The organism is Arthrobacter sp. 05T410 (genome assembly GCF_056396505.1).
Genome location: NZ_JBFTLP010000005.1, coordinates 120,581 through 139,297, shown reverse-complemented (window position 1 = coordinate 139,297; position 18,717 = coordinate 120,581). Strand labels below are relative to the sequence as shown.

The window sequence follows — 18,717 nt, the reverse complement described above, 5'->3', positions numbered from 1 at the left end:
CCGCCGGAATGGGCGGTAAGTGACCCCGCGTTGCAGTAACTAGACTTGAGAGAGTCGAAAGAGGTTTGAAAATGTTTGAGTCCGTACAGGGCCTGTTGGATGAGCACGACTCTATCCAGGCTCAGCTGGGGGATCCTGCTGTCTATGCTGACCAGCGGCTGGCCCGGAAGCTGGGGCGGCGTTCTGCCCAGTTGAACGGCATTGTGGAGGCCTACCACCGCTGGGAAGGCATCCGCGATGACCTGGCCGCTGCCAAGGAAATGGCGGACGAGGACCCCGAGTTTGCGGCCGAGGTGCCCGAGCTGGAGGCCGCGCTGGAGCTGGCGGCGGCCAAGCTGCGCCGGCTGCTGATCCCGCGCGACCCGGACGACTCCCGCAACGTGATCCTCGAGGTCAAGGGCGGCGAAGGCGGCGACGAGGCAGCCCTGTTCGCCGCGGACCTGCTGCGGATGTACAGCCGTTACGCGGAATCCCGCGGCTGGAAGACCGAGATCATCTCTGCCACCGAGTCGGACCTCGGCGGGTACAAGGACGTCCAGATGGCCGTCAAGGGCAGCTCGAACGATCCGGCCGAAGGCGTGTACGCCCGGCTCAAGTTCGAAGGCGGCGTGCACCGGGTCCAGCGTGTGCCCGTCACCGAATCCCAGGGCCGCATCCACACCTCGGCCGCCGGCGTGCTGGTGCTGCCCGAAGTGGACGAGCCCGAGGAGCTCGAGATCAACCAGAACGATCTCAAGATCGACGTCTACCGCTCCTCCGGTCCCGGCGGGCAGTCGGTCAACACCACCGACTCCGCAGTGCGCATCACGCACCTTCCCACCGGAATCGTCGTCGCCATGCAGAACGAAAAATCGCAGCTGCAGAACCGTGAGGCCGGCATGCGCGTGCTGCGTGCCCGCATCCTGGCGCACCAGCAGGAGCTGATCGACGCCGAAAACTCGGCGCAGCGCAAGTCGCAGATCCGCACCATGGACCGCTCCGAGCGCATCCGTACCTATAACTACCCGGAAAACCGGATTGCGGACCACCGCACCGGTTACAAGGCCTACAACCTGGACCAGGTCATGAACGGCGACCTGGAACCGGTGATCCAGTCGGCCATCGAATTGGACGAGCAGTCCCGGCTCGACGCCATCGGCGAATAGGCGCGGGTCACTGGTGATGACTGCAGGTGATGGTCCGAGCCTCGCGGAGGCCGTCAGCGAGGCGACGGCGGTCCTCGCGGCGGCCGGCGTGCCCAGCCCGCGCGTGGACGCCGAGCTCCTGGCGGAGCACCTGCTCGGCATCGGACTGGGCCGGCTGCGCGCGCTGATGCTCGGGGACGCGCCGGCGCCGGAAGGCTACGCCGACCTGGTCGCCGAACGGGCGCAGCGGATCCCGCTGCAGCACATAACGGGCGTGGCGCACTTCCGCTACCTCGAACTCGCCGTCGGTCCCGGTGTGTTCATCCCGCGGCCGGAGACCGAATCCGTGGTGCAGCTGGTCCTGGACTGGCTCAGCGCTAGGAAACAACTGGACGGACTGGCGCACCCCAAGGTCGTGGACCTGGGCACCGGGTCCGGTGCCATTGCAGGCTCGATCGCCCATGAGGTTCCCGGCGCGGAAGTCCATGCGGTCGAGTTCAGCGAATTCGCGCACGCGTGGGCGGCGAAAAACTTGGCTCCCCTGGGCGTCCACCTCATCCGCGGCGACCTGCGCGACGCGCTGGCCGAACACAACGGCACGTTCGACGTCGTCGTCTCCAACCCGCCCTACATCCCCGCCGAAGCGATCCCGAACGAACCCGAAGTGGCGCTGCACGACCCGCCCGAGGCGCTCTACGGCGGGGGAGCGGACGGGATGGAACTTCCGACGGCGGCGGCCGCCTCGGCTGCCCGCCTGCTGGTTCCCGGCGGCTACTTCGTGATGGAGCACGCCGAGGTCCAGTCGGAATGGATCGCCGCGATGCTCAAACGCGCCGGGGTGTTCGCCGAGGTGACAACGCACCGTGACCTCAACGGCAAGGACCGCGCCACCAGCGCCGTCCTGGCACCGTCAGGGCCTACGGCCGCGAAAAATCGTGTGACAAGTGATGAAAGAATAGGCCAGTGACGACTAGCTACGATTGCACGGCGGCCGAGCAGCGCGCTGCGGGACTTGAGCACGCCCAACGGGCCATCCGGGAGAACAAGTGCGTGGTCTTTCCCACGGACACGGTCTACGGGATTGCGGCCGACGCCTTTTCACCCCTTGCCGTGACCCTGCTGCTCGCCTCCAAGGGCCGGAGCCGGAAGATGCCGCCGCCCGTGCTGATCCCCAGGCTGAACGCCCTCGATGGCCTGGCCACGGACGTTCCGGCCGAGGCGCGGCGGCTGGCCGAGGCGTTCTGGCCCGGCGGCCTGACCCTGATCCTGCATGCCCAGCCGTCGTTGGACTGGGATCTCGGCGAGACCAAGGGCACGGTCGCCCTGCGGATCCCGGCCGACGAGATCGCCCAGGACCTGCTGACGCTTACCGGACCCCTCGCGGTGTCCTCCGCTAACCGCACCGGGCACGCCGCGGCGCAGACCGCCGCGGACGCCGAAGCCCAGCTGGCGGAATCCGTGGAGGTTTACCTGGAGGGCGGACCCCGGCCCGCCGACGGCGCCGAGGCCCTCGCCTCGACCATCGTCGACGCGACGGCGCTGCCCTTGCGCGTCGTCCGGCAGGGAGCCATCAGCCTCGACCGCCTGCGCGGCGTGGTGCCCGGCGTCCTGGACATCGACGGCAACGCCCCCGATGCTGCGGACGCTCCGGAGCCGGCCGCAGAGTCCGCCGCCGCAGAGTCCGCCGCTGCGCTGGGCGACGCTGCCCCGGAGCCCGGTTCCGCATGACGCTGGAGCGTCAGCGCGTCCCTTTCCTCGACGTCGAAGCGACCCCCGTGACGGTGTCCGAGCTGACCGCGGTCCTCAGCACGTTCATGGCCGAGGGCCGGACCCGGATCGTGGTGGGGCACAACCTGCACAGCGTGACGCTGCTGCACTCCGATCCTGCCTTCCGCTCTTTCTATGAGCGCAGCGACGTGGTCCTGATCGACGGCGCACCGGTGCTCTGGCTCTGGGCGAAGACCGGCGAAGAGGACGACGGCAGGGAACCGGTGATGGACTACCGGCTGGGGTCGACCGACTGGATTCCCGCGCTCGGCAATGTCGCGGGACTGGAGCGCATTGCGGTCATCGGTGCAGGCGCCGTGGCCAACGCCGGTGCCGTGGCCAGGCTGCGGGAGATCGTCCCCGGGGCGCGGGTCGACGGGATGCCCGGCGAAGGCTGGAACAAGGAAGTTGAGGAAGCCGCGGTCGAATGGCTGAACCGGCTGCGCCCGCAGCTTGTGCTGCTGGGCCTCGGGATGCCGCTGCAGGAGCAGGTCATGGCCCGCCGGCTTGCCGCGCTTCCGCCTGCGGTCTACTGCACCGTCGGCGGCGCCATCGAACAGATTGCCGGTGTGCAGAAACTGGCGCCGCGCTGGATCGGCCGGCTCGGACTCGAATGGGCCTGGCGGCTCATGCTCCACCCGCAGCGGGTAGCCTACCGGGTGTTCGGCGAACCCTGGGTGCTGCTGGGCCTGCTGCTCCGCCGGCGCCTGCGCCGGCAGCCCTAGGCTGCCGGCGGGGCTGCGGGCGGGGGACCACGGTCAGAACTTCTGGTCCTCCAGCGGGCCGAAGCCCTTGCCGCGGAGCCCGGCAGAAAACGCGCGGAACCAGTCAGCGAGCCCGCGGAAGTCGCCGCTGCGCAGGAAGTAGCCGAGGTAGCCGCCCACATCCGCGATGAAGGACTTGACCCGGAAGTGGCGGCGGATCATGTACCCGCGGTTCCGGTAGTAGAAGTAGCGCTTGAAGGCGGAATCCGGAACGATCACGTGCCACCGCGCACCGAAGACGTGCTTGGTCTCAGCGAAGGCGTGCGGGTGCGTGATGGCGGCGGTGGTCACCGTGCCGAAGCGGATCCCGGCCTTCCTGAGCCTGAGCGTGAAGTCCACCTCGTCGCCACGGATGAAAAGGCGCATGTCCGGCAGGCCGACTTTGAAGAAGACATCGGAACGGATCAGGGCGCCGTTGAAGAAGTGCCCGTCGTCGGGCAGGAATCCGACCTTTTCCACCTCCGCGCGCTCATGCGTGACCTTGCCGTCCAGCCGGAAGAAAAAGGACAGCTGGTCCGGGTGGCCGGGGGCCACCACGAGGGGCACGACGGCGTCCAGACCACGTTCCTGGGCCTCACGGAGCAACGTGGCAAGGCAGTCGGGATCTGCCGGCTCGGCGTCGTCGTCCATCATCCAGATCCAGTCAGCCCCGCTGGCCACGGCCTTGAGGATGGCCAACGAGAATCCGCCGGCGCCGCCGAGGTTTGCCTCGGACCGGACATAGTCCACGTTGGCGTGCTGGCCGGCAACGTCCGTCGACGGCACGGTGCCACTGTCGACGAGGCAAATGGACTGCACTGGAGCGGTCTGGTTGTTGATGGCGTCCATCAGGACCGCCAGCTCCCTGGGACGGTCAAACGTCACGGCAGCGACTGCAACCGAGGGGGTCATCGCGGGGTCCTTTCAGCACGACCGTCAGTGGTTTTCCCGCCGGCAGAGGGCCGTGTGACGCGAAGACAGGTGGCCGTTGGCATTAGTATCTTGACTAGAGTCCACTGTAATACAGCCCTGTCAGGCACTACGCACTGCCTGCCCTGCGCACGGCGACGGAGAAGTTTCATTTTTCGAAAGACAGTTCCACCGCAATCGAATCCACCCCATTTCCGCAGCTCACCGGCGCGTCCGGTGCTGCGGGACGTGCCGGCGTGCGGTGCCTGTGCTGACGGTACTGACGGCGTTTGGCTGGTGGTCGTCCCGTGATCATGTACCTGCTCATGATGCTGACGGCAGCGATCGTGACCTACGCGGCGACATGGGGTGCCCGGCTCGCGGGCAACAAGCTGGAGCTGTATTCCCCGATCCGCAGCCGCGACATGCATTCCACCCCGATCTCCCGGCTCGGCGGCCTCGGCATCTTCGCGGGCGTGCTGGTTGCCCTGGTCACGGCGAGCAATTCGTTCTTCGTCAAGGACATCTTCCGGAACAACACGGCGCCATGGGGAATCCTGGCCGGGGCCGCGGTGATCGTCGTTGTCGGCGTGGCGGACGACCTGCTGGACCTGAGGTGGTGGGTCAAGCTGATCGGCCAAAGCGCAGCGGCACTGGTCGTGGCCACCTGGGGGGTCCGGATGACGATCATCCCGTTCATTCCAGAGCCGATCGTGATCCAGAACGAGGCCGTGAGCATTGTGCTGACGGCCGGGCTGATCGTCACCACCATGAATGCGTTCAATTTCATCGACGGACTGGACGGGCTCGCCGCGGGCGTGGCGATCATCGGCGGAGCGGCGTTCTTCCTCACGGCCTACTGGGTCCACCGCACAGCCGTCCTGCTGGACCGCTCGGACCTCGCCACCCTGCTGACCGCCGTCGTGGTCGGCAGCTGCGTCGGCTTCCTGCCGCACAACTGGTTCCCCTCCAAAATCTTCATGGGCGATTCCGGGGCCATGCTGATTGGCCTGCTGATGGCCTCGGCCGGCGTCGTCTCGACCGGCCAGATCAGCTCAGGCCTCTACGACCGGGCCAACGGCATTCCCACGATCATCCCCATCCTGTTGCCGTTCGCGGTGCTGTTCCTGCCGCTGCTGGACCTGTGCCTGGCGGTGGTGCGGCGGACAGCGCTGGGCCGGTCGCCGTGGTCGGCGGACCGCGGACACCTGCACCACAAACTCCTGGACATCGGATACTCGCACCGCGGCGCCGTCGTGCTGATGTACTTGTGGACCTGCATCCTTGCCTTCGGCGGCCTCGCTTTCGCGATCTTCCCCTGGCACATAGTCCTCGCCGTCGATCTGGCCGCCGCGGCAATCATGGCCGTGGCGACTGCTTGGCCGTACCTGCGCCAGCGCGGGCCGAGGCAGATGGCCCGCACTCCCGAATAGCCTGACCGGCATGCCCGGGGAACCCGCTCCGACGCGCTTTTCCGAATAATTTCTATCTAATGTAGAATTCAGGGGCGGTACTTCGCCGCCTGCCTTGACCAGCAATACGCCAGCGACGATTGGGATCTGATGACCTCCAACGCCGAACCGGAACCCGCTTCCGGCAACGGACCCGTTGGCGTCTCCGGCCCCACAAAATCCCTGTGGCTCAGGCTGCTGGCAATGAGCTCCGCGGCCTCCGCCGCAGCACTGGTGCTGACCGGCACGGCCGCCTTCATCTTTAACGGCGCCGTGGGGCTCTGGTCCGCCCTGTTCGGCGGCGCGCTGGTGATGGCCTTCTTTGCCATCAGCCTCGCGGTGGGCCACTTCGTCGGACGCAACAACCCCTCGGGAGCGATCGGACTGTTCGTCGCGACGTACTTCGTCAAGGTTGTCGGCTTCGCCGTGGTCCTCTTCGTCATCGGCGCCCCGGCCTGGCTGCACGGCCGCTGGTTCCTGATCGGCGCCGTCGTCACTGTCGTGTTCTGGCAGGCAGCCGAAATTTACGGTTTCAGCAAGGCCAGGCTCCAGATTTACAACGATCCCGAAACGCGAAAAGGCGGCACCGATGTTTAGCCGCAAATCCGGCCGCAGGCCAGTTGCCGGACCACGTACCGGACCAGAAAACCAGCCAGCCAAATCACCCAAAACTACGTCCGGTGCCCCCGGTGTATCGACCGACGGAAGCGACGGCGGATACAACGCCGGAATCGCCGTCTTCAGCTACATTGTTGGCGGAATCATCGTCTGGAGTTTGATAGGGTGGGGACTGGATAATCTGTGGGGAACCCGCTGGATTGTGCTCGCAGGCGCTCTGCTTGGAGCTGCGGGAGGGTTCTATCTTTCTCATATGCACGGCCTCACCAGTAACAGAACTTCAGCTGATGACGGCACTGCTGCACGTGGCCCGTCCCAGGACGAGGAACAGTAATGCCAAATAATTTCACAGGGGGAGAGGCGGGCACCAATGTCGCCGGTCCCCGCCCAACGCCCAATGATGGACACTGCAGAGAGGAAACGCGTTGATCGCGCTTGCGCTCCCGGCCCAAGATTCAGGAACCTTCACGCCTCCTGGAATTGAAGAACTTCACCTGCCGGCTATCATCCCCTGGGGTGCTGCCGACGGATTTTCCAAGCAGATGCTGCTGGTAATCCTGTCGGTCGTCATTATCGGTACATTCTTTGTGATCGCTGCACGGAAGCAGCAGCTGGTTCCCGGCAAGCTGCAGTTCGCTGGCGAGGCCGCCTATAGCTTCGTCCGCAACAGCATCGCCAAGGACATTATCGGCGGCCGGGACTTCATGAAGTATGTCCCGCTGCTGTTCACGCTTTTCTTCTTCATCCTCGTGAACAACATCTACGGTGCAATCCCGCTGATCCAGCTTCCCACCTTCTCGCACGTTGGCGGTGCCTATGTGCTCGCCGCGATCGTGTACGTCACCTGGATCGCCGTCGGCATCCGGAAGAGCGGCCTGAAGTACTTCAAGCTGGCCACGGTTCCGTCCGGTGTGCCGTTCTACATTCTCCCGATCGTCGTACCGATCGAGATCATCTCCAACTTCCTGGTCCGCCCGGTCACGCACAGCCTCCGTCTGTTCGCCACCATGCTGGCCGGCCACCTGATCATCATGATCTCCGGTGCGGGCATCGAATACCTCGTGATGCAGGAAAACGTCCTCCTCAAGGGCGCGTCCGTACTCGTCCTTGGCGGTGCGATCGCCATGTACATGCTCGAAGCGCTGATCATGGTGCTGCAGGCCTACGTCTTCACGCTGTTGACCGCGATCTACATCGAAGGCGCGCTGCACGCCGACAGCCACTAGGCGAAGGCCTTCAGGCGCACACGCCAGAAGGCACAACCCCAGCCGGCACAACATAGTCTTCCCCTCACGGGGATGAAGCAACCCAAACAACCTGCCACATGGGTGGCATCTTGAAAGGAAGAAAAATGGAAGGCTCCATCAACGGCTCCCTCAACCTCATCGGCTACGGCCTCTCCGCCATCGGCGGTGGTATCGGTGTGGGTCTCGTGTTCGCCGCTTACATCAACGGTGTGGCACGTCAGCCGGAAGCCCAGCGCGTCCTGCAGCCGATCGCATTCCTCGGCCTCGCGCTGACTGAAGCCCTCGCCATCCTTGGCCTGGTCTTCGCGTTCGTTCTTAAGTAAACAGAACAACCGAACATCCAGAACCGAGTAGATAAGGACGGGTGAAATATGAATCAAGCGATCATCTCAGCCGCCACCGAAGGCGGTACTAACCCCCTCGTTCCCAATCCTTGGGAAATGCTTGTCGTCTTCGCCGGCTTTGCGCTCCTCTTGTTCATCGTGGTCAAGTACGTTGTCCCGATGTTCGAGAAGACCTTCGCAGAGCGGGCCGAAGCCATCGAGGGCGGTATCGCCAAGGCCGAAAAGGCCCAGGCCGAGGCCTCCGCAGCGCTCGAAGAGTACAAGGCGCAGCTCACGGAAGCCCGCACCGAAGCCAACCGCATCCGCGAGGAAGCACGCGCCGAAGGCGCCCAGATCCTTGCAGAGCTGAAGGAGAAGGCGGCTGCCGAGTCTGCCCGCATCACCGCGCAGGCCCACACGCAGATCGAATCCGAGCGCCAGGCGGCCGTTGTGTCGCTCCGCGCGGAGGTCGGCACGCTGGCCACGACGCTGGCGAGCCGCATCGTCGGCGAGGCACTGAGCGACGATGCACGGTCGGCCCGAGTGGTGGACCGCTTCCTGGCAGATCTGGAGAACCAGAACGCGGGTGTAGCTAAGTAATGGCAGGTGTATCGAGCGAATCGCTGGCCGCTGCGCTGGCGGCACTGGAGGCCAAGCTTCCCACCGCGTCGCTGCAGTTGGCAAAGGAACTCTTCGGAATCCTGGGAACCGTGGACAGCTCGGCCGGCTTGCGCCGTGCTTTGACTGACCCGTCCCGCAGCGGTGACGAAAAGTCGGCGCTGGTCAAGCAGCTCTTCGGCGGGAAAGTATCCGCTGACGCTGTTGAAATCGCAGCCGGACTGGCCAGCTCCCGCTGGGCATCGGCACGGGATATCGGCGATGCACTCGAGACTCTTGCCGCTTCGGTGGTCATCGCTGTTGCCGAGAACAAGTCGGCCGTCTCTGCCTCCGGGCTCAGCGGACTGGAATCGCTGGAGAACGATCTGTTCTCCTTCAACCAGGCCGTTGAGTCCAGCCACGAGGTCCAGCGTGCTCTGTCCGAGCCGCAGGCCAGCCCGGCCGCCAAGGTGTCCCTCGCCGACAAACTCGTACCCGGTGCGAGCGAGGACGCGAAAGTCCTGATTGGGCAGGCCGTCACGGCTCCGCGCGGGCTTAAGGTCACCAGGCTGGTCCGCCGTTTCGCCGAGCTTGCCGCCAAGCGCCAGCAGCGCTGGATTGCAACGGTCGACGTCACCCGTCCGCTGACGGAGACGCAGATCAGCCGCCTGCAGGCGGGGCTGAACGCCCTTTACGGGCGCGAGCTCAAGATCAACATGAATGTTGACCCGGCACTGATCGGTGGCATCCGGATCCAGGTAGGTGACGAAGTGGTTGACGCTTCGGTCGCCGGCCGCCTGGGCCAGCTCCAGCGTCAGCTTGCCGGCTAGCCGGACAAGCACAACCTAACGACAAGAAACCCCGGTCATCGTGAGCAACGATGATCACGAAAACAGGAGAGCAGGGACTGCAGATGGCCGAATTGACCATCAACGCCGACGACGTCCGTAATGCGTTGAACGAGTTCGCGGCGTCCTACGAACCCGGAAACGCAGAGCGCGTAGAGGTCGGCCGTGTAACAACCGCAGGTGACGGCATCGCCCGTGTTGAGGGCCTTCCCTCGGTCATGGCGAACGAGCTGCTTCGCTTCGAAGACGGCACGCTGGGCCTGGCCCAGAACCTCGACGTCCGCGAGATCGGCGTCATCATCCTCGGTGACTTCACCGGAATCGAAGAAGGCCAGGAAGTCCACCGCACCGGGCAGGTTCTGTCCGTGCCGGTTGGCGACGCCTTCCTCGGCCGCGTGGTTGACCCGCTGGGCCAGCCCATCGATGACCTCGGCGAGATCAAGGCCGAGACCACCCGTGCCCTGGAACTCCAGGCACCCGGCGTGACCCAGCGTAAGTCGGTCCACGAGCCGATGCAGACCGGACTCAAGGCTATCGACGCCATGATCCCGATCGGCCGCGGCCAGCGCCAGCTGATCATCGGTGACCGCCAGACCGGCAAGTCCGCCATTGCCATCGACACGATCATCAACCAGAAGGCCAACTGGGCTTCCGGCGACGTGAAGAAGCAGGTGCGCTGCATCTACGTGGCGATCGGCCAGAAGGCATCCACGATCGCAGCCGTCCGCCAGACCCTCGAGGACAACGGCGCCCTGGAATACACCACGATCGTGGCTTCCCCGGCGTCCGACCCCGCAGGCTTCAAGTACCTGGCACCGTACGCCGGCTCGGCCATCGGCCAGCACTGGATGTACGGCGGCAAGCACGTCCTCATCGTGTTCGATGACCTGTCCAAGCAGGCCGAGGCCTACCGTGCAGTGTCACTGCTGCTCCGCCGCCCGCCGGGACGCGAAGCCTACCCGGGCGACGTCTTCTACTTGCACTCCCGTCTGCTGGAGCGTTGTGCCAAGCTCTCCGACGAGCTCGGTGCAGGCTCGATGACCGGTCTGCCGCTGATCGAGACCAAGGCAAACGACGTTTCCGCCTACATCCCGACCAATGTGATCTCCATCACCGATGGCCAGATCTTCCTGCAGTCGGACCTCTTCAACGCCAACCAGCGCCCCGCTGTTGACGTCGGTGTGTCCGTCTCCCGTGTTGGTGGCGCCGCCCAGGTCAAGTCCATGAAGAAGGTCTCCGGTACCTTGAAGCTGGAACTGGCCCAGTACCGCGACATGCAGGCCTTCGCCATGTTTGCCTCGGACCTGGACGCCGCATCGCGCCAGCAGCTGACCCGCGGTGCACGCCTGATGGAGCTGCTCAAGCAGGGCCAGTACTCGCCGTTCCCGGTCGAGAACCAGGTCGTCTCCATCTGGGCCGGCACCAACGGCCACCTGGACGAGGTTCCGGTTGAAGACATCAACCGCTTCGAGACCGAGTTCCTGGAGCACCTCAAGCACAAGTCCTCCATCCTGACGACGCTGGCCCAGACCAACGTCATGGACGATGACACCGCTGAAGCACTGAAGACCGCAATCGTGGACTTCAAGAAGGGCTTCTTCGGCGAGGGAGACAACCTCCTGGTCGGTGCGGGGCACGAGGAGCACGCCCCCATCGGCGAGGATCAGGTCGACCAGGAAAAAATCGTCAAGCAGAAGCGCTAGTTTCGCTGGCAGGGACTGCCGGGACCCGCACGGGTTCCGGCAGTCCCGGCCATCGGGATCTTAGGAAAGGATAAGTATGGGAGCCCAGATCCGGGTCTACCGCCAGAAGATCAGCTCGACGACGTCGATGCGCAAGATCTTCAAGGCGATGGAACTGATCGCTACCTCGCGCATCGGCAAGGCCCGCGCACGCGTAGCAGCTTCACTGCCTTACGCGAACGCGATCACGCGTGCCGTTTCTGCTGTCGCAAGCCAGAGCGAAATCGACCACCCCCTGGTCACCGAGCCGGCGCAGATCCGCCGGGCCGCCGTCCTGGTCATCACCTCGGACCGTGGCCTCGCGGGGTCTTACTCGGCGAGTGTCCTCAAGCAGGCCGAAGGCCTCAACGAGCTGCTCCACGGGGAAGGCAAGGAAGTCAAGACGTTCCTGGTCGGCCGCAAGGCGCAGGCGTACTTCGACTTCCGGAACCGTGAATACGCTCGCGTATGGACCGGCAACACGGATGCACCGGAGTTTGCGACCGCGCGCGAAGTCAGTGAAGCACTGCTGGCCGAATTCGCTAACGCCTACGAAGAGGGCGGCGTCGACGAAATCCACGTCGTCTACACCCGCTTCAAGTCGATGGTGACCCAGGAGCCGACGGTCGTCCGTCTGCTGCCGCTCGAGGTTGTCGAAGAGAAAGCCGCGTCCGAATCGGACCTGCTGCCCCTCTACGAATTCGAGCCGGAAACGGAGCAGGTTCTCGATGCCCTGCTGCCGCGCTACATCGAATCACGTATCTTCGCCGCCATGTTGCAGGCAGCAGCTTCCGAGCTTGCAGCCCGCCAGCGTGCGATGAAGTCCGCCGGCGACAACGCGACGGATCTCATCAAGAAGTACACGCGTCTGCGCAACACTGCCCGTCAGGCTGAAATTACGCAGGAGCTTTCCGAAATCGTTGCCGGTGCCGACGCGTTGTCCGCGTCCTAGCCAGCACGAGCCCGGATCCAGCTGTACCTGCACCAAAAGATAAACTTAACCCCACGCCATCTACTGAGTGAAGTGAGAGAGATGACTGCCACTGCTACCGATCACGTAGCCGCAACGTCCGGTGCTACCGGTCGTATTGCACGTGTTATTGGCCCGGTTGTCGACGTCGAATTCCCGGCTGACGCAATCCCCTCGATTTACAACGCACTCACCACCGAGATCACTCTCAACGGTGAGACCCGAACCATCACGTTCGAGGTTGCCCTGCACCTGGGTGACAACCTGATCCGTGCCATCTCCCTCCAGGCCACCGACGGACTTGTCCGCGGTACCAACGTGGTGGACACCGGTGCCCCGATCTCCGTGCCCGTGGGCGACGGCGTCAAGGGCCACATCTTCAACGTGCTGGGCCAGCCCCTCGACGTTGCCGAGTCCGAACTCCAGATCAGCGAACGCTGGCCTATCCACCGCAAGGCTCCGGCCTTCGCGACCTTGGAAGGCTCCACCGAGATGCTGGAAACCGGCATCAAGGTGATCGACCTCCTCACCCCGTACATCAAGGGTGGCAAGATCGGCCTGTTCGGTGGTGCCGGCGTCGGCAAGACCGTGCTGATCCAGGAAATGATCACCCGTGTTGCCCGCAACTTCGGCGGCACCTCGGTGTTCGCCGGTGTCGGCGAGCGTACCCGTGAAGGTAACGACCTCTGGGTCGAAATGGAAGAGGCCGGCGTCCTCAAGGACACCGCCCTTGTGTTCGGCCAGATGGACGAGCCGCCGGGAACGCGTCTGCGCGTTGCACTGTCCGCCCTGACCATGGCGGAGTACTTCCGCGATGTGCAGAACCAGGACGTGCTGCTCTTCATCGACAACATCTTCCGCTTCACCCAGGCAGGCTCCGAGGTTTCCACCCTCCTCGGCCGCATGCCGTCGGCCGTGGGCTACCAGCCCAACCTGGCTGACGAGATGGGCCTCCTCCAGGAGCGCATCACGTCCACCAAGGGCCACTCCATCACCTCGATGCAGGCCATCTACGTTCCCGCAGATGACTACACCGACCCGGCTCCGGCCACGACCTTCGCACACCTCGACGCGACCACGGAACTTTCCCGTGAAATCGCTTCCCGTGGTCTGTACCCGGCCGTTGACCCGCTGACGTCGACCTCACGCATCCTGGATCCGCAGTACATCGGCCACGACCACTACAACACGGCCGTCCGCGTCAAGCAGATCCTGCAGAAGAACAAGGAACTTCAGGACATCATCGCCATCCTTGGCGTTGACGAACTCTCTGAAGAAGACAAGATCGTCGTGTCCCGTGCACGCCGCATCCAGCAGTTCCTCTCGCAGAACACCTACACCGCCAAGCAGTTCACCGGCGTCGAGGGCTCCACCGTGTCCATCAAGGACACTGTGGAAGGCTTCACCGCTATCTGCGACGGCGACCTTGACCACGTTGCAGAGCAGGCGTTCTTCAACGTCGGTGGCTTGGACGACGTCGAGCGCCAGTGGGCCAAGATCCAGGAACAGACCAAGTAATATGGCTGAGCTTGAGGTTGAGATTGTCGCAGCGGACCACTTTGTGTGGTCCGGAGCGGCCAAGATGGTCAAGGCCCGCACCAGCGATGGTGAAATCGGAATCCTGCCCGGCCACTCGCCCCTGCTGGCGATTCTGGCCGAAGGTGAACTGGCAATCGAGCCGGTATCCGGTGACCGCATCGCTGTAGTTGTTGACGGGGGATTCTTCTCTGTCGACAACAACAGGGTGGTCATTGTTGCTGACAACGCCCAAATGGGCGAAGCGGCTACTGCGGGGATCCGCTAGCACGACCTTGATGAACGATATTGGTTTGCCGTTCATCGTCCTGGCAACTGCGTTTGGGTTGCTGGTATTTGCACTGTGCCTTTCGGGGGTGCGCCGCTTCAATCTGCGGCGCGCCCTGGGCACGGTGGACGCCTCCATCTGCACGGCTGGAAACAGCTGGCAGATGGGGGTTTGTCGTTATCAGGACAACGACCTCGAATGGTTCCGCCTGGTCTCACTCAGCGTCCGCCCCAAGCACACCTTCCGGCGCAGTTCGCTGGAGCTGCTTGGCCGGCGCAAGCCGACCGAATCCGAGCTCCTCAAGGTCCAGCCCGACGCCGTCATCGTGGAGCTCCGCTACGAGGGCCAGCAGGTCCTCCTGGCCATGCGATTCGATGCCTACACAGGGTTGTCATCCTGGCTTGAGGCCGGACCCGTCATCGGCGTCGGCACCTGGCGCTAGCCCCGGTGGACTACCTCGATGGCCTTAGCCTGGTCGACGGCCCGGTGGTGTGGATCGTGTGGGCAGCCGCCGCGGCGGGCCTGGCCTACCTCCTGACTCACGTTGCCCTCCGGCACACGGGTTTCCGGCGCACGGGCCGCCGCGCTCCCGGCGCGGCCGTGGCCGTCGCGGCTGCCATGACCCTGCTCGCCGCGGCGCTCGTCGCGGCCGTGCACTGGTTCCTGCTCTACGCCGTCACCGTCTTCCCTGCCGAACTGCCGTGGGAGACCCTGGCCTGGTCCGTTGCCGGCGTCCTCGCCCTGCTGCTGTGGCTCATGCGCCTGCTTGGACTCTGGGGCCGCGGACGGACCGGCACTAATCCGACCGGCACTAATCCGACCGGTACTAATCCGGGCCGTAGCCGTCGCTGGCGTTCAGGCGCAGCAGCCACGGCCGCCTTCCTGGCCGTCCTCGCGCTGTCCGCCGTCCAGATCAACATCTACTTCGGCCTGAACCACACTGTCGGCGACCTCACCGGAGCGGCCGCAGCCCGGATCCAGCCGCTCGAGGCCGGCCTGACGCGCGCCGCCGGCGCCCCTGCCGCCACCGGGCTCACCAACTGGCAGGCGCCGGACCACCTTCCCGACGGCGTCATCCGCAAGGCGGTCATCCCGGGCACCGTCTCCGGCTTCCAGAGCCGGGACGCCTACGTCTATCTCCCTCCGGCCTACCTGGGTTCCCCCCGGCCTGCGCTGCCGGTGCTGGTCCTCTTTTCCGGCCAGCCGGGCGGTCCTGCCGACTGGCTGACTGGCGGCGCACTCCGGAGCCGGCTCGACCGGTTCGCCGCGGAGCACGCCGGGGTGGCGCCCGTAACGGTGGTGGTCGATCCCAACGGCTCGGCGTCGGGAAACACGCTGTGCATGGACAGCCGGATTGCCCAGGCGGACACCTTCCTGGCGCGGGACGTTCCGGACTGGATCAAGCGCACGCTCGACGTCGACCCGGATCCCCGCCGGTGGGCCGCGGGCGGTTTCTCCTTCGGCGGCACGTGCGCCATGCAGATGGTCACGAGGCATCCCGGCGTCTACAGCGCGGCGCTGGCCTTCTCCAGCGAGGAGGAGCCGGCCCTCGCGAAGGTGCGGGCCAAGACCATTGAGGCCTCCTTCGGCGCCGACGCCGCGGCCTTCGACCAGCTGACCCCGCTGCGCGTCATGGCGGAACACCGCTTCGACGGCCACGGCGTGTATTTCGCCGCCGGAGACCGCGATCCGCAGTTCACCGGCTACATGGACGTGCTCTCCGAGGCGGCACGCCGTGCCGGGTTCAGCGTTGAAACACACCGGATCGCCAACGCTGGGCACTCCTGGGACGTGGCATCCGGCGGCCTTCCCGGCGGCCTGGACTTCCTGGCCCGACGCTGGGGGATCGCGCCATGAGCCAGGCCAAGACCGGGAGTAACCGGACCGCGGCGGCCCCGGGGCCGGAGATCCCGCCGCTGCAGGGTGTCTGGCGCCAGGGCCTGCGCCGGACGCTGGCGCATTTCCGTGCCGTACCCTTCACGCTGGCGGTCCTCGCGGCCTTCCTCGGTGTCGGGGCCGTCACGGGCAGCTTCCTGTCGGGCCCGCCCGACGCCCTGTTGCCCGTAGCGTCCGTCAACGCTTCGGGGCTGAAAGCGGGGCATTGGTGGTCCTTGTTCACCTCGCTGTTTTTCGCCACCAACCTGCTGGCCTACCTGGCCGCATCACTGATGATCCTCCTGCTGTTGGGTCTCGCTGAACGGCATCTGGGGACCCTGCGGACGGCCGTATTCTTCTTTGTAGGCCAGTTCGCTGCTGTGACGGTGTTCCTGCTGGTTACCCAGCTGGCCCGGTATGTCGGCGACGGCTGGCTGGGGCCCATGGTCAACGCCCGGCTGATTGGCCCCTACGCCGCCGTCCTGGCCGTGGCCCTGGCCGCCAGCGGCCTGCTACCCACGCTGTGGCAACGCAGGCTGCGGACCGCCGGCCTGTCCGCGTCCCTGCTGCTGGTGCTCTACGTCGGGCATCCGGAGACAGTGGTTGGGCTCGCCGGTGCCCTTGCCGGCCTGGCCGCGGGCTGGTGGATCCAGGGCGACCGGGGGACCCTGCACCGGCACCGTTCAACCGGACGCGAGACCCGCAACCTGCTGGCCCTCACGGTCGCGATCTTCGCGGTGGGGCCGATCCTCACGGCCGCCGTCAGCAGCCCCACCGGGCCCCTGGCCCTGTTGCGCGACGTCGTGCTGAACCCGCTGCCCACGCTGGGCCAGCTGGAGGAAAACTGCGGAGGGACGGTGGACGTCAGCTGCCTGGAGGCCGGCCGCGCCGGACTCGCCGGTCCGCTGGGCCTTGCACTGGCGGTTGTCCCGGTGGTCCTGCTGTTGATCTGTGCTGACGGCATGCGGCAGGGCCGCCGCCTGGCCCTGCGGATCGCGATCATCGTCCAGCTTGGCGTGACAGCCCTGGCCGCCGTGTACCTGGCCCTGTTCGCCCGGATTCCGCACTACGCCAGCCAGCCGCACACGGCCGTGATGGGCTCCGGCTTCGTCCGCGTCCTTCCGCTCGTGGCCGTCCCGTTGCTGCTCGTTGTGCTGCTCTGGCTTAACCGCCGGCAGTTCCGGGTCGAGACTGCTCCGCGGGCCAGGCGGATCCTGGGCATCGTGGTCGGGGGCACGTGGCTGGTGCTCGCCGGGGCCTATTCGGTGGCCTGGCTCGCCGCCGGCGGGATGGACCGCGACGGGGGATTGCTGGGCCTCGCGGCGGAACTCGCCCGGCAGTACCTGCCGCTGCCCATTCCGGGCGCCTACAGCAGGTTGTTCCAGAACCGCAACGCCGTCGAGTCATTTCTGTTCGCCTATGCCGGCATCATCTTCTGGGGGGTGGCCCTGGCGGCGGTCTGGCTGGTGCTGCGGCGGCGGCTGCACGGTACCGGACACAGCACCGACGTCGGCTCCGGGGACCGGGACACGGCCCGTGACCTGATCCGCCAAGGCGGGGACTCACTGTCCTGGATGGCGCTCTGGGAACCGAACAAATACTGGTTTACGCCGGACCGGCGCGGCGGCGTGGCCTATCAGCAGCACGGCAACGTGGCCCTGACGCTGGCGGGCCCGTTCGGATCCGCCGCCCTCCACGAGGAGACCGCGGCGGGTTTCATGCGCTACTGCGCCCAACACGCCCTGATCCCGTGTTTCTACTCCTGCACCGCCGGCCTCTGGCCGATGCTCCGGGCCCGCGGATTCCGCCGCGTGGCCGTGGCCCAGGAAACCAGGCTCGCTGTGCGCGAACTCGAGTTCAAGGGCAAGGAATGGCAAAACGTCCGCACCGCCCTGAACCGTGCCGCGAAGACCGGTGTCCAGGCCGTATGGGGGCGCTACAGCGAATTCCCGGCCCCGCTGCGGACCCAGCTCAGCGAGGTCTCCGAAGAGTGGGCGGCGCAAAAGCACGTGCCGGAGATGGGCTTCACGCTCGGCAGCATCGACGAGCTCGACGACGACGAGGTGCTGTGCTGCCTGGCGGTGGACGCCTCCGGACGCGTGCAGGGCGTTACGAGCTGGCTGCCGGTGTACGCGGACGGACAGCTCGTGAGCTGGACCCTGGACTTCATGCGCCGGCGCGGCGAGGCGTTCCCCGGTGTCATGGAGTTCCTCATTGCTTCCGCCGTGCTGGAGCTCAAGCGCACGGTTGAGGTGATCTCCCTGTCCGGCTCGCCGCTGGCGAAGGACCGTGACGGAGACAGTGCCGGCGGCGGCGACTCCGGAGGCGACTCCGGCAGCGACTCCGGCGGCAGCGACGCCGGGCCGGAGGGGCTGGCCGGGATCCTGGACGTGGTGGGCAGGGCCCTGGAACCCGTCTACGGCTTCCGCTCGCTGGCAACCTTCAAGTCGCGTTTCAAACCGGACTACCGCACGCTGTACCTCTACTACCAGGATCCGTTGCAATTGCCGGCGATGGGCCGGGCCCTGAGCCGCGCGTACCTTCCCGGGTTGTCCGTCCGGCAAAGTGCCCGCCTGCTGCGCACTTTGGTGCGTTAGGCAGGGCCCGGCGGGTTAGTGCCCCGGGTTAGTGCGGAATTCGGCTGAAGAATGCATCCGGGCCAATGCGGACAAGCTGAAACGCCGCGCCCAAGAATGCACAAAAAAATGATCCCCGGCATA

Annotated in this window: 19 protein-coding genes; 18 read left to right on the top strand and 1 reads right to left on the bottom strand. The window is 65.7% G+C overall.

Translation table 11 applies throughout. From position 1 onward, the window contains the following. The first annotated feature begins 71 nt into the window (after nucleotides 1–71). From prfA to AC1DFR_RS09390, 4 genes are read left to right on the top strand one after another with little or no spacing between them, the layout of a single operon-like run. Nucleotides 72–1,145: a peptide chain release factor 1 gene (gene prfA, locus AC1DFR_RS09405; RefSeq protein WP_079554478.1), complete on the top strand. Its 1,074-nt coding sequence runs from the start codon at nucleotides 72–74 to the stop codon at nucleotides 1,143–1,145. A 16-nt stretch (nucleotides 1,146–1,161) separates the two neighbouring features. Beyond that, nucleotides 1,162–2,091 (top strand): peptide chain release factor N(5)-glutamine methyltransferase, encoded by a 930-nt coding sequence (gene prmC / locus AC1DFR_RS09400; protein ID WP_476871075.1) that lies wholly within the window; start codon nucleotides 1,162–1,164, stop codon nucleotides 2,089–2,091. Then, the gene (locus AC1DFR_RS09395; protein ID WP_476873182.1) at nucleotides 2,088–2,852 is read left to right on the top strand and encodes an L-threonylcarbamoyladenylate synthase; all 765 of its coding nucleotides are present in this window, start codon (nucleotides 2,088–2,090) and stop codon (nucleotides 2,850–2,852) included. Before prmC ends, AC1DFR_RS09395 begins: the two co-directional genes overlap by 4 nt. Continuing rightward, entirely contained in the window at nucleotides 2,849–3,616 is a 768-nt protein-coding gene (locus AC1DFR_RS09390) for a WecB/TagA/CpsF family glycosyltransferase (protein ID WP_476873181.1), read from the top strand. Before AC1DFR_RS09395 ends, AC1DFR_RS09390 begins: the two co-directional genes overlap by 4 nt. A gap of 33 nt (nucleotides 3,617–3,649) precedes the next feature. On the opposite strand, the gene AC1DFR_RS09385 is transcribed toward AC1DFR_RS09390, so the two are convergent. Beyond that, complete coding sequence (locus AC1DFR_RS09385) at nucleotides 3,650–4,546, bottom strand: glycosyltransferase (RefSeq protein ID WP_476873180.1); 897 nt, start codon at nucleotides 4,544–4,546, stop codon at nucleotides 3,650–3,652. 305 nt (nucleotides 4,547–4,851) lie between these two features. On the opposite strand from AC1DFR_RS09385, the gene AC1DFR_RS09380 reads away from it, so the two are divergent. The 14 genes from AC1DFR_RS09380 to AC1DFR_RS09315 all read left to right on the top strand — a co-directional run bounded on the left by AC1DFR_RS09380 (nucleotide 4,852) and on the right by AC1DFR_RS09315 (nucleotide 18,594). Beyond that, entirely contained in the window at nucleotides 4,852–5,976 is a 1,125-nt protein-coding gene (locus AC1DFR_RS09380) for an MraY family glycosyltransferase (RefSeq protein ID WP_476848847.1), read from the top strand. A gap of 129 nt (nucleotides 5,977–6,105) precedes the next feature. Continuing rightward, nucleotides 6,106–6,591 carry a Cg1360 family ATP-synthase-associated protein gene (locus tag AC1DFR_RS09375; protein ID WP_230012011.1) on the top strand — a complete coding sequence of 162 codons (486 nt, stop codon included), beginning with the start codon at nucleotides 6,106–6,108 and terminating at the stop codon, nucleotides 6,589–6,591. After that, the gene (locus tag AC1DFR_RS09370) at nucleotides 6,584–6,946 is read left to right on the top strand and encodes a hypothetical protein (protein WP_476873179.1); all 363 of its coding nucleotides are present in this window, start codon (nucleotides 6,584–6,586) and stop codon (nucleotides 6,944–6,946) included. The genes AC1DFR_RS09375 and AC1DFR_RS09370 overlap by 8 nt, the downstream gene beginning before the upstream one ends. Nucleotides 6,947–7,037: 91 nt before the next feature. Beyond that, nucleotides 7,038–7,838, top strand: a complete 801-nt coding sequence (atpB, locus tag AC1DFR_RS09365; protein ID WP_223916023.1) for a F0F1 ATP synthase subunit A — start codon at nucleotides 7,038–7,040, stop codon at nucleotides 7,836–7,838. A 125-nt stretch (nucleotides 7,839–7,963) separates the two neighbouring features. Further along, nucleotides 7,964–8,182 carry an ATP synthase F0 subunit C gene (gene atpE / locus AC1DFR_RS09360; RefSeq protein ID WP_003804776.1) on the top strand — a complete coding sequence of 73 codons (219 nt, stop codon included), beginning with the start codon at nucleotides 7,964–7,966 and terminating at the stop codon, nucleotides 8,180–8,182. 48 nt (nucleotides 8,183–8,230) lie between these two features. Beyond that, entirely contained in the window at nucleotides 8,231–8,782 is a 552-nt protein-coding gene (locus AC1DFR_RS09355; protein WP_223916021.1) for a F0F1 ATP synthase subunit B, read from the top strand. Then, nucleotides 8,782–9,609, top strand: a complete 828-nt coding sequence (locus AC1DFR_RS09350; RefSeq protein WP_230008751.1) for a F0F1 ATP synthase subunit delta — start codon at nucleotides 8,782–8,784, stop codon at nucleotides 9,607–9,609. The genes AC1DFR_RS09355 and AC1DFR_RS09350 overlap by 1 nt, the downstream gene beginning before the upstream one ends. 83 nt (nucleotides 9,610–9,692) lie before the next feature. Beyond that, complete coding sequence (atpA, locus tag AC1DFR_RS09345; RefSeq protein WP_026266817.1) at nucleotides 9,693–11,330, top strand: F0F1 ATP synthase subunit alpha; 1,638 nt, start codon at nucleotides 9,693–9,695, stop codon at nucleotides 11,328–11,330. Nucleotides 11,331–11,406: 76 nt separating this feature from the next. Beyond that, nucleotides 11,407–12,300 carry a F0F1 ATP synthase subunit gamma gene (locus tag AC1DFR_RS09340; RefSeq protein ID WP_028276063.1) on the top strand — a complete coding sequence of 298 codons (894 nt, stop codon included), beginning with the start codon at nucleotides 11,407–11,409 and terminating at the stop codon, nucleotides 12,298–12,300. Nucleotides 12,301–12,381: 81 nt separating this feature from the next. After that, on the top strand, nucleotides 12,382–13,836 hold the full coding sequence (atpD, locus tag AC1DFR_RS09335) for a F0F1 ATP synthase subunit beta (RefSeq protein WP_018775710.1): 1,455 nt from the start codon (nucleotides 12,382–12,384) through the stop codon (nucleotides 13,834–13,836). A gap of 1 nt (nucleotide 13,837) precedes the next feature. Beyond that, a complete protein-coding gene (locus AC1DFR_RS09330) occupies nucleotides 13,838–14,122 on the top strand; it encodes a F0F1 ATP synthase subunit epsilon (RefSeq protein WP_018775711.1) in 285 nt (94 codons plus the stop codon). Between the two features lie 10 nt (nucleotides 14,123–14,132). Then, nucleotides 14,133–14,564, top strand: a complete 432-nt coding sequence (locus AC1DFR_RS09325; protein WP_223916017.1) for a DUF2550 domain-containing protein — start codon at nucleotides 14,133–14,135, stop codon at nucleotides 14,562–14,564. A gap of 5 nt (nucleotides 14,565–14,569) precedes the next feature. Beyond that, complete coding sequence (locus AC1DFR_RS09320) at nucleotides 14,570–15,979, top strand: alpha/beta hydrolase (RefSeq protein ID WP_476858831.1); 1,410 nt, start codon at nucleotides 14,570–14,572, stop codon at nucleotides 15,977–15,979. After that, on the top strand, nucleotides 15,976–18,594 hold the full coding sequence (locus tag AC1DFR_RS09315; protein ID WP_476873178.1) for a bifunctional lysylphosphatidylglycerol flippase/synthetase MprF: 2,619 nt from the start codon (nucleotides 15,976–15,978) through the stop codon (nucleotides 18,592–18,594). The genes AC1DFR_RS09320 and AC1DFR_RS09315 overlap by 4 nt, the downstream gene beginning before the upstream one ends. Nucleotides 18,595–18,717: the final 123 nt, after the last annotated feature.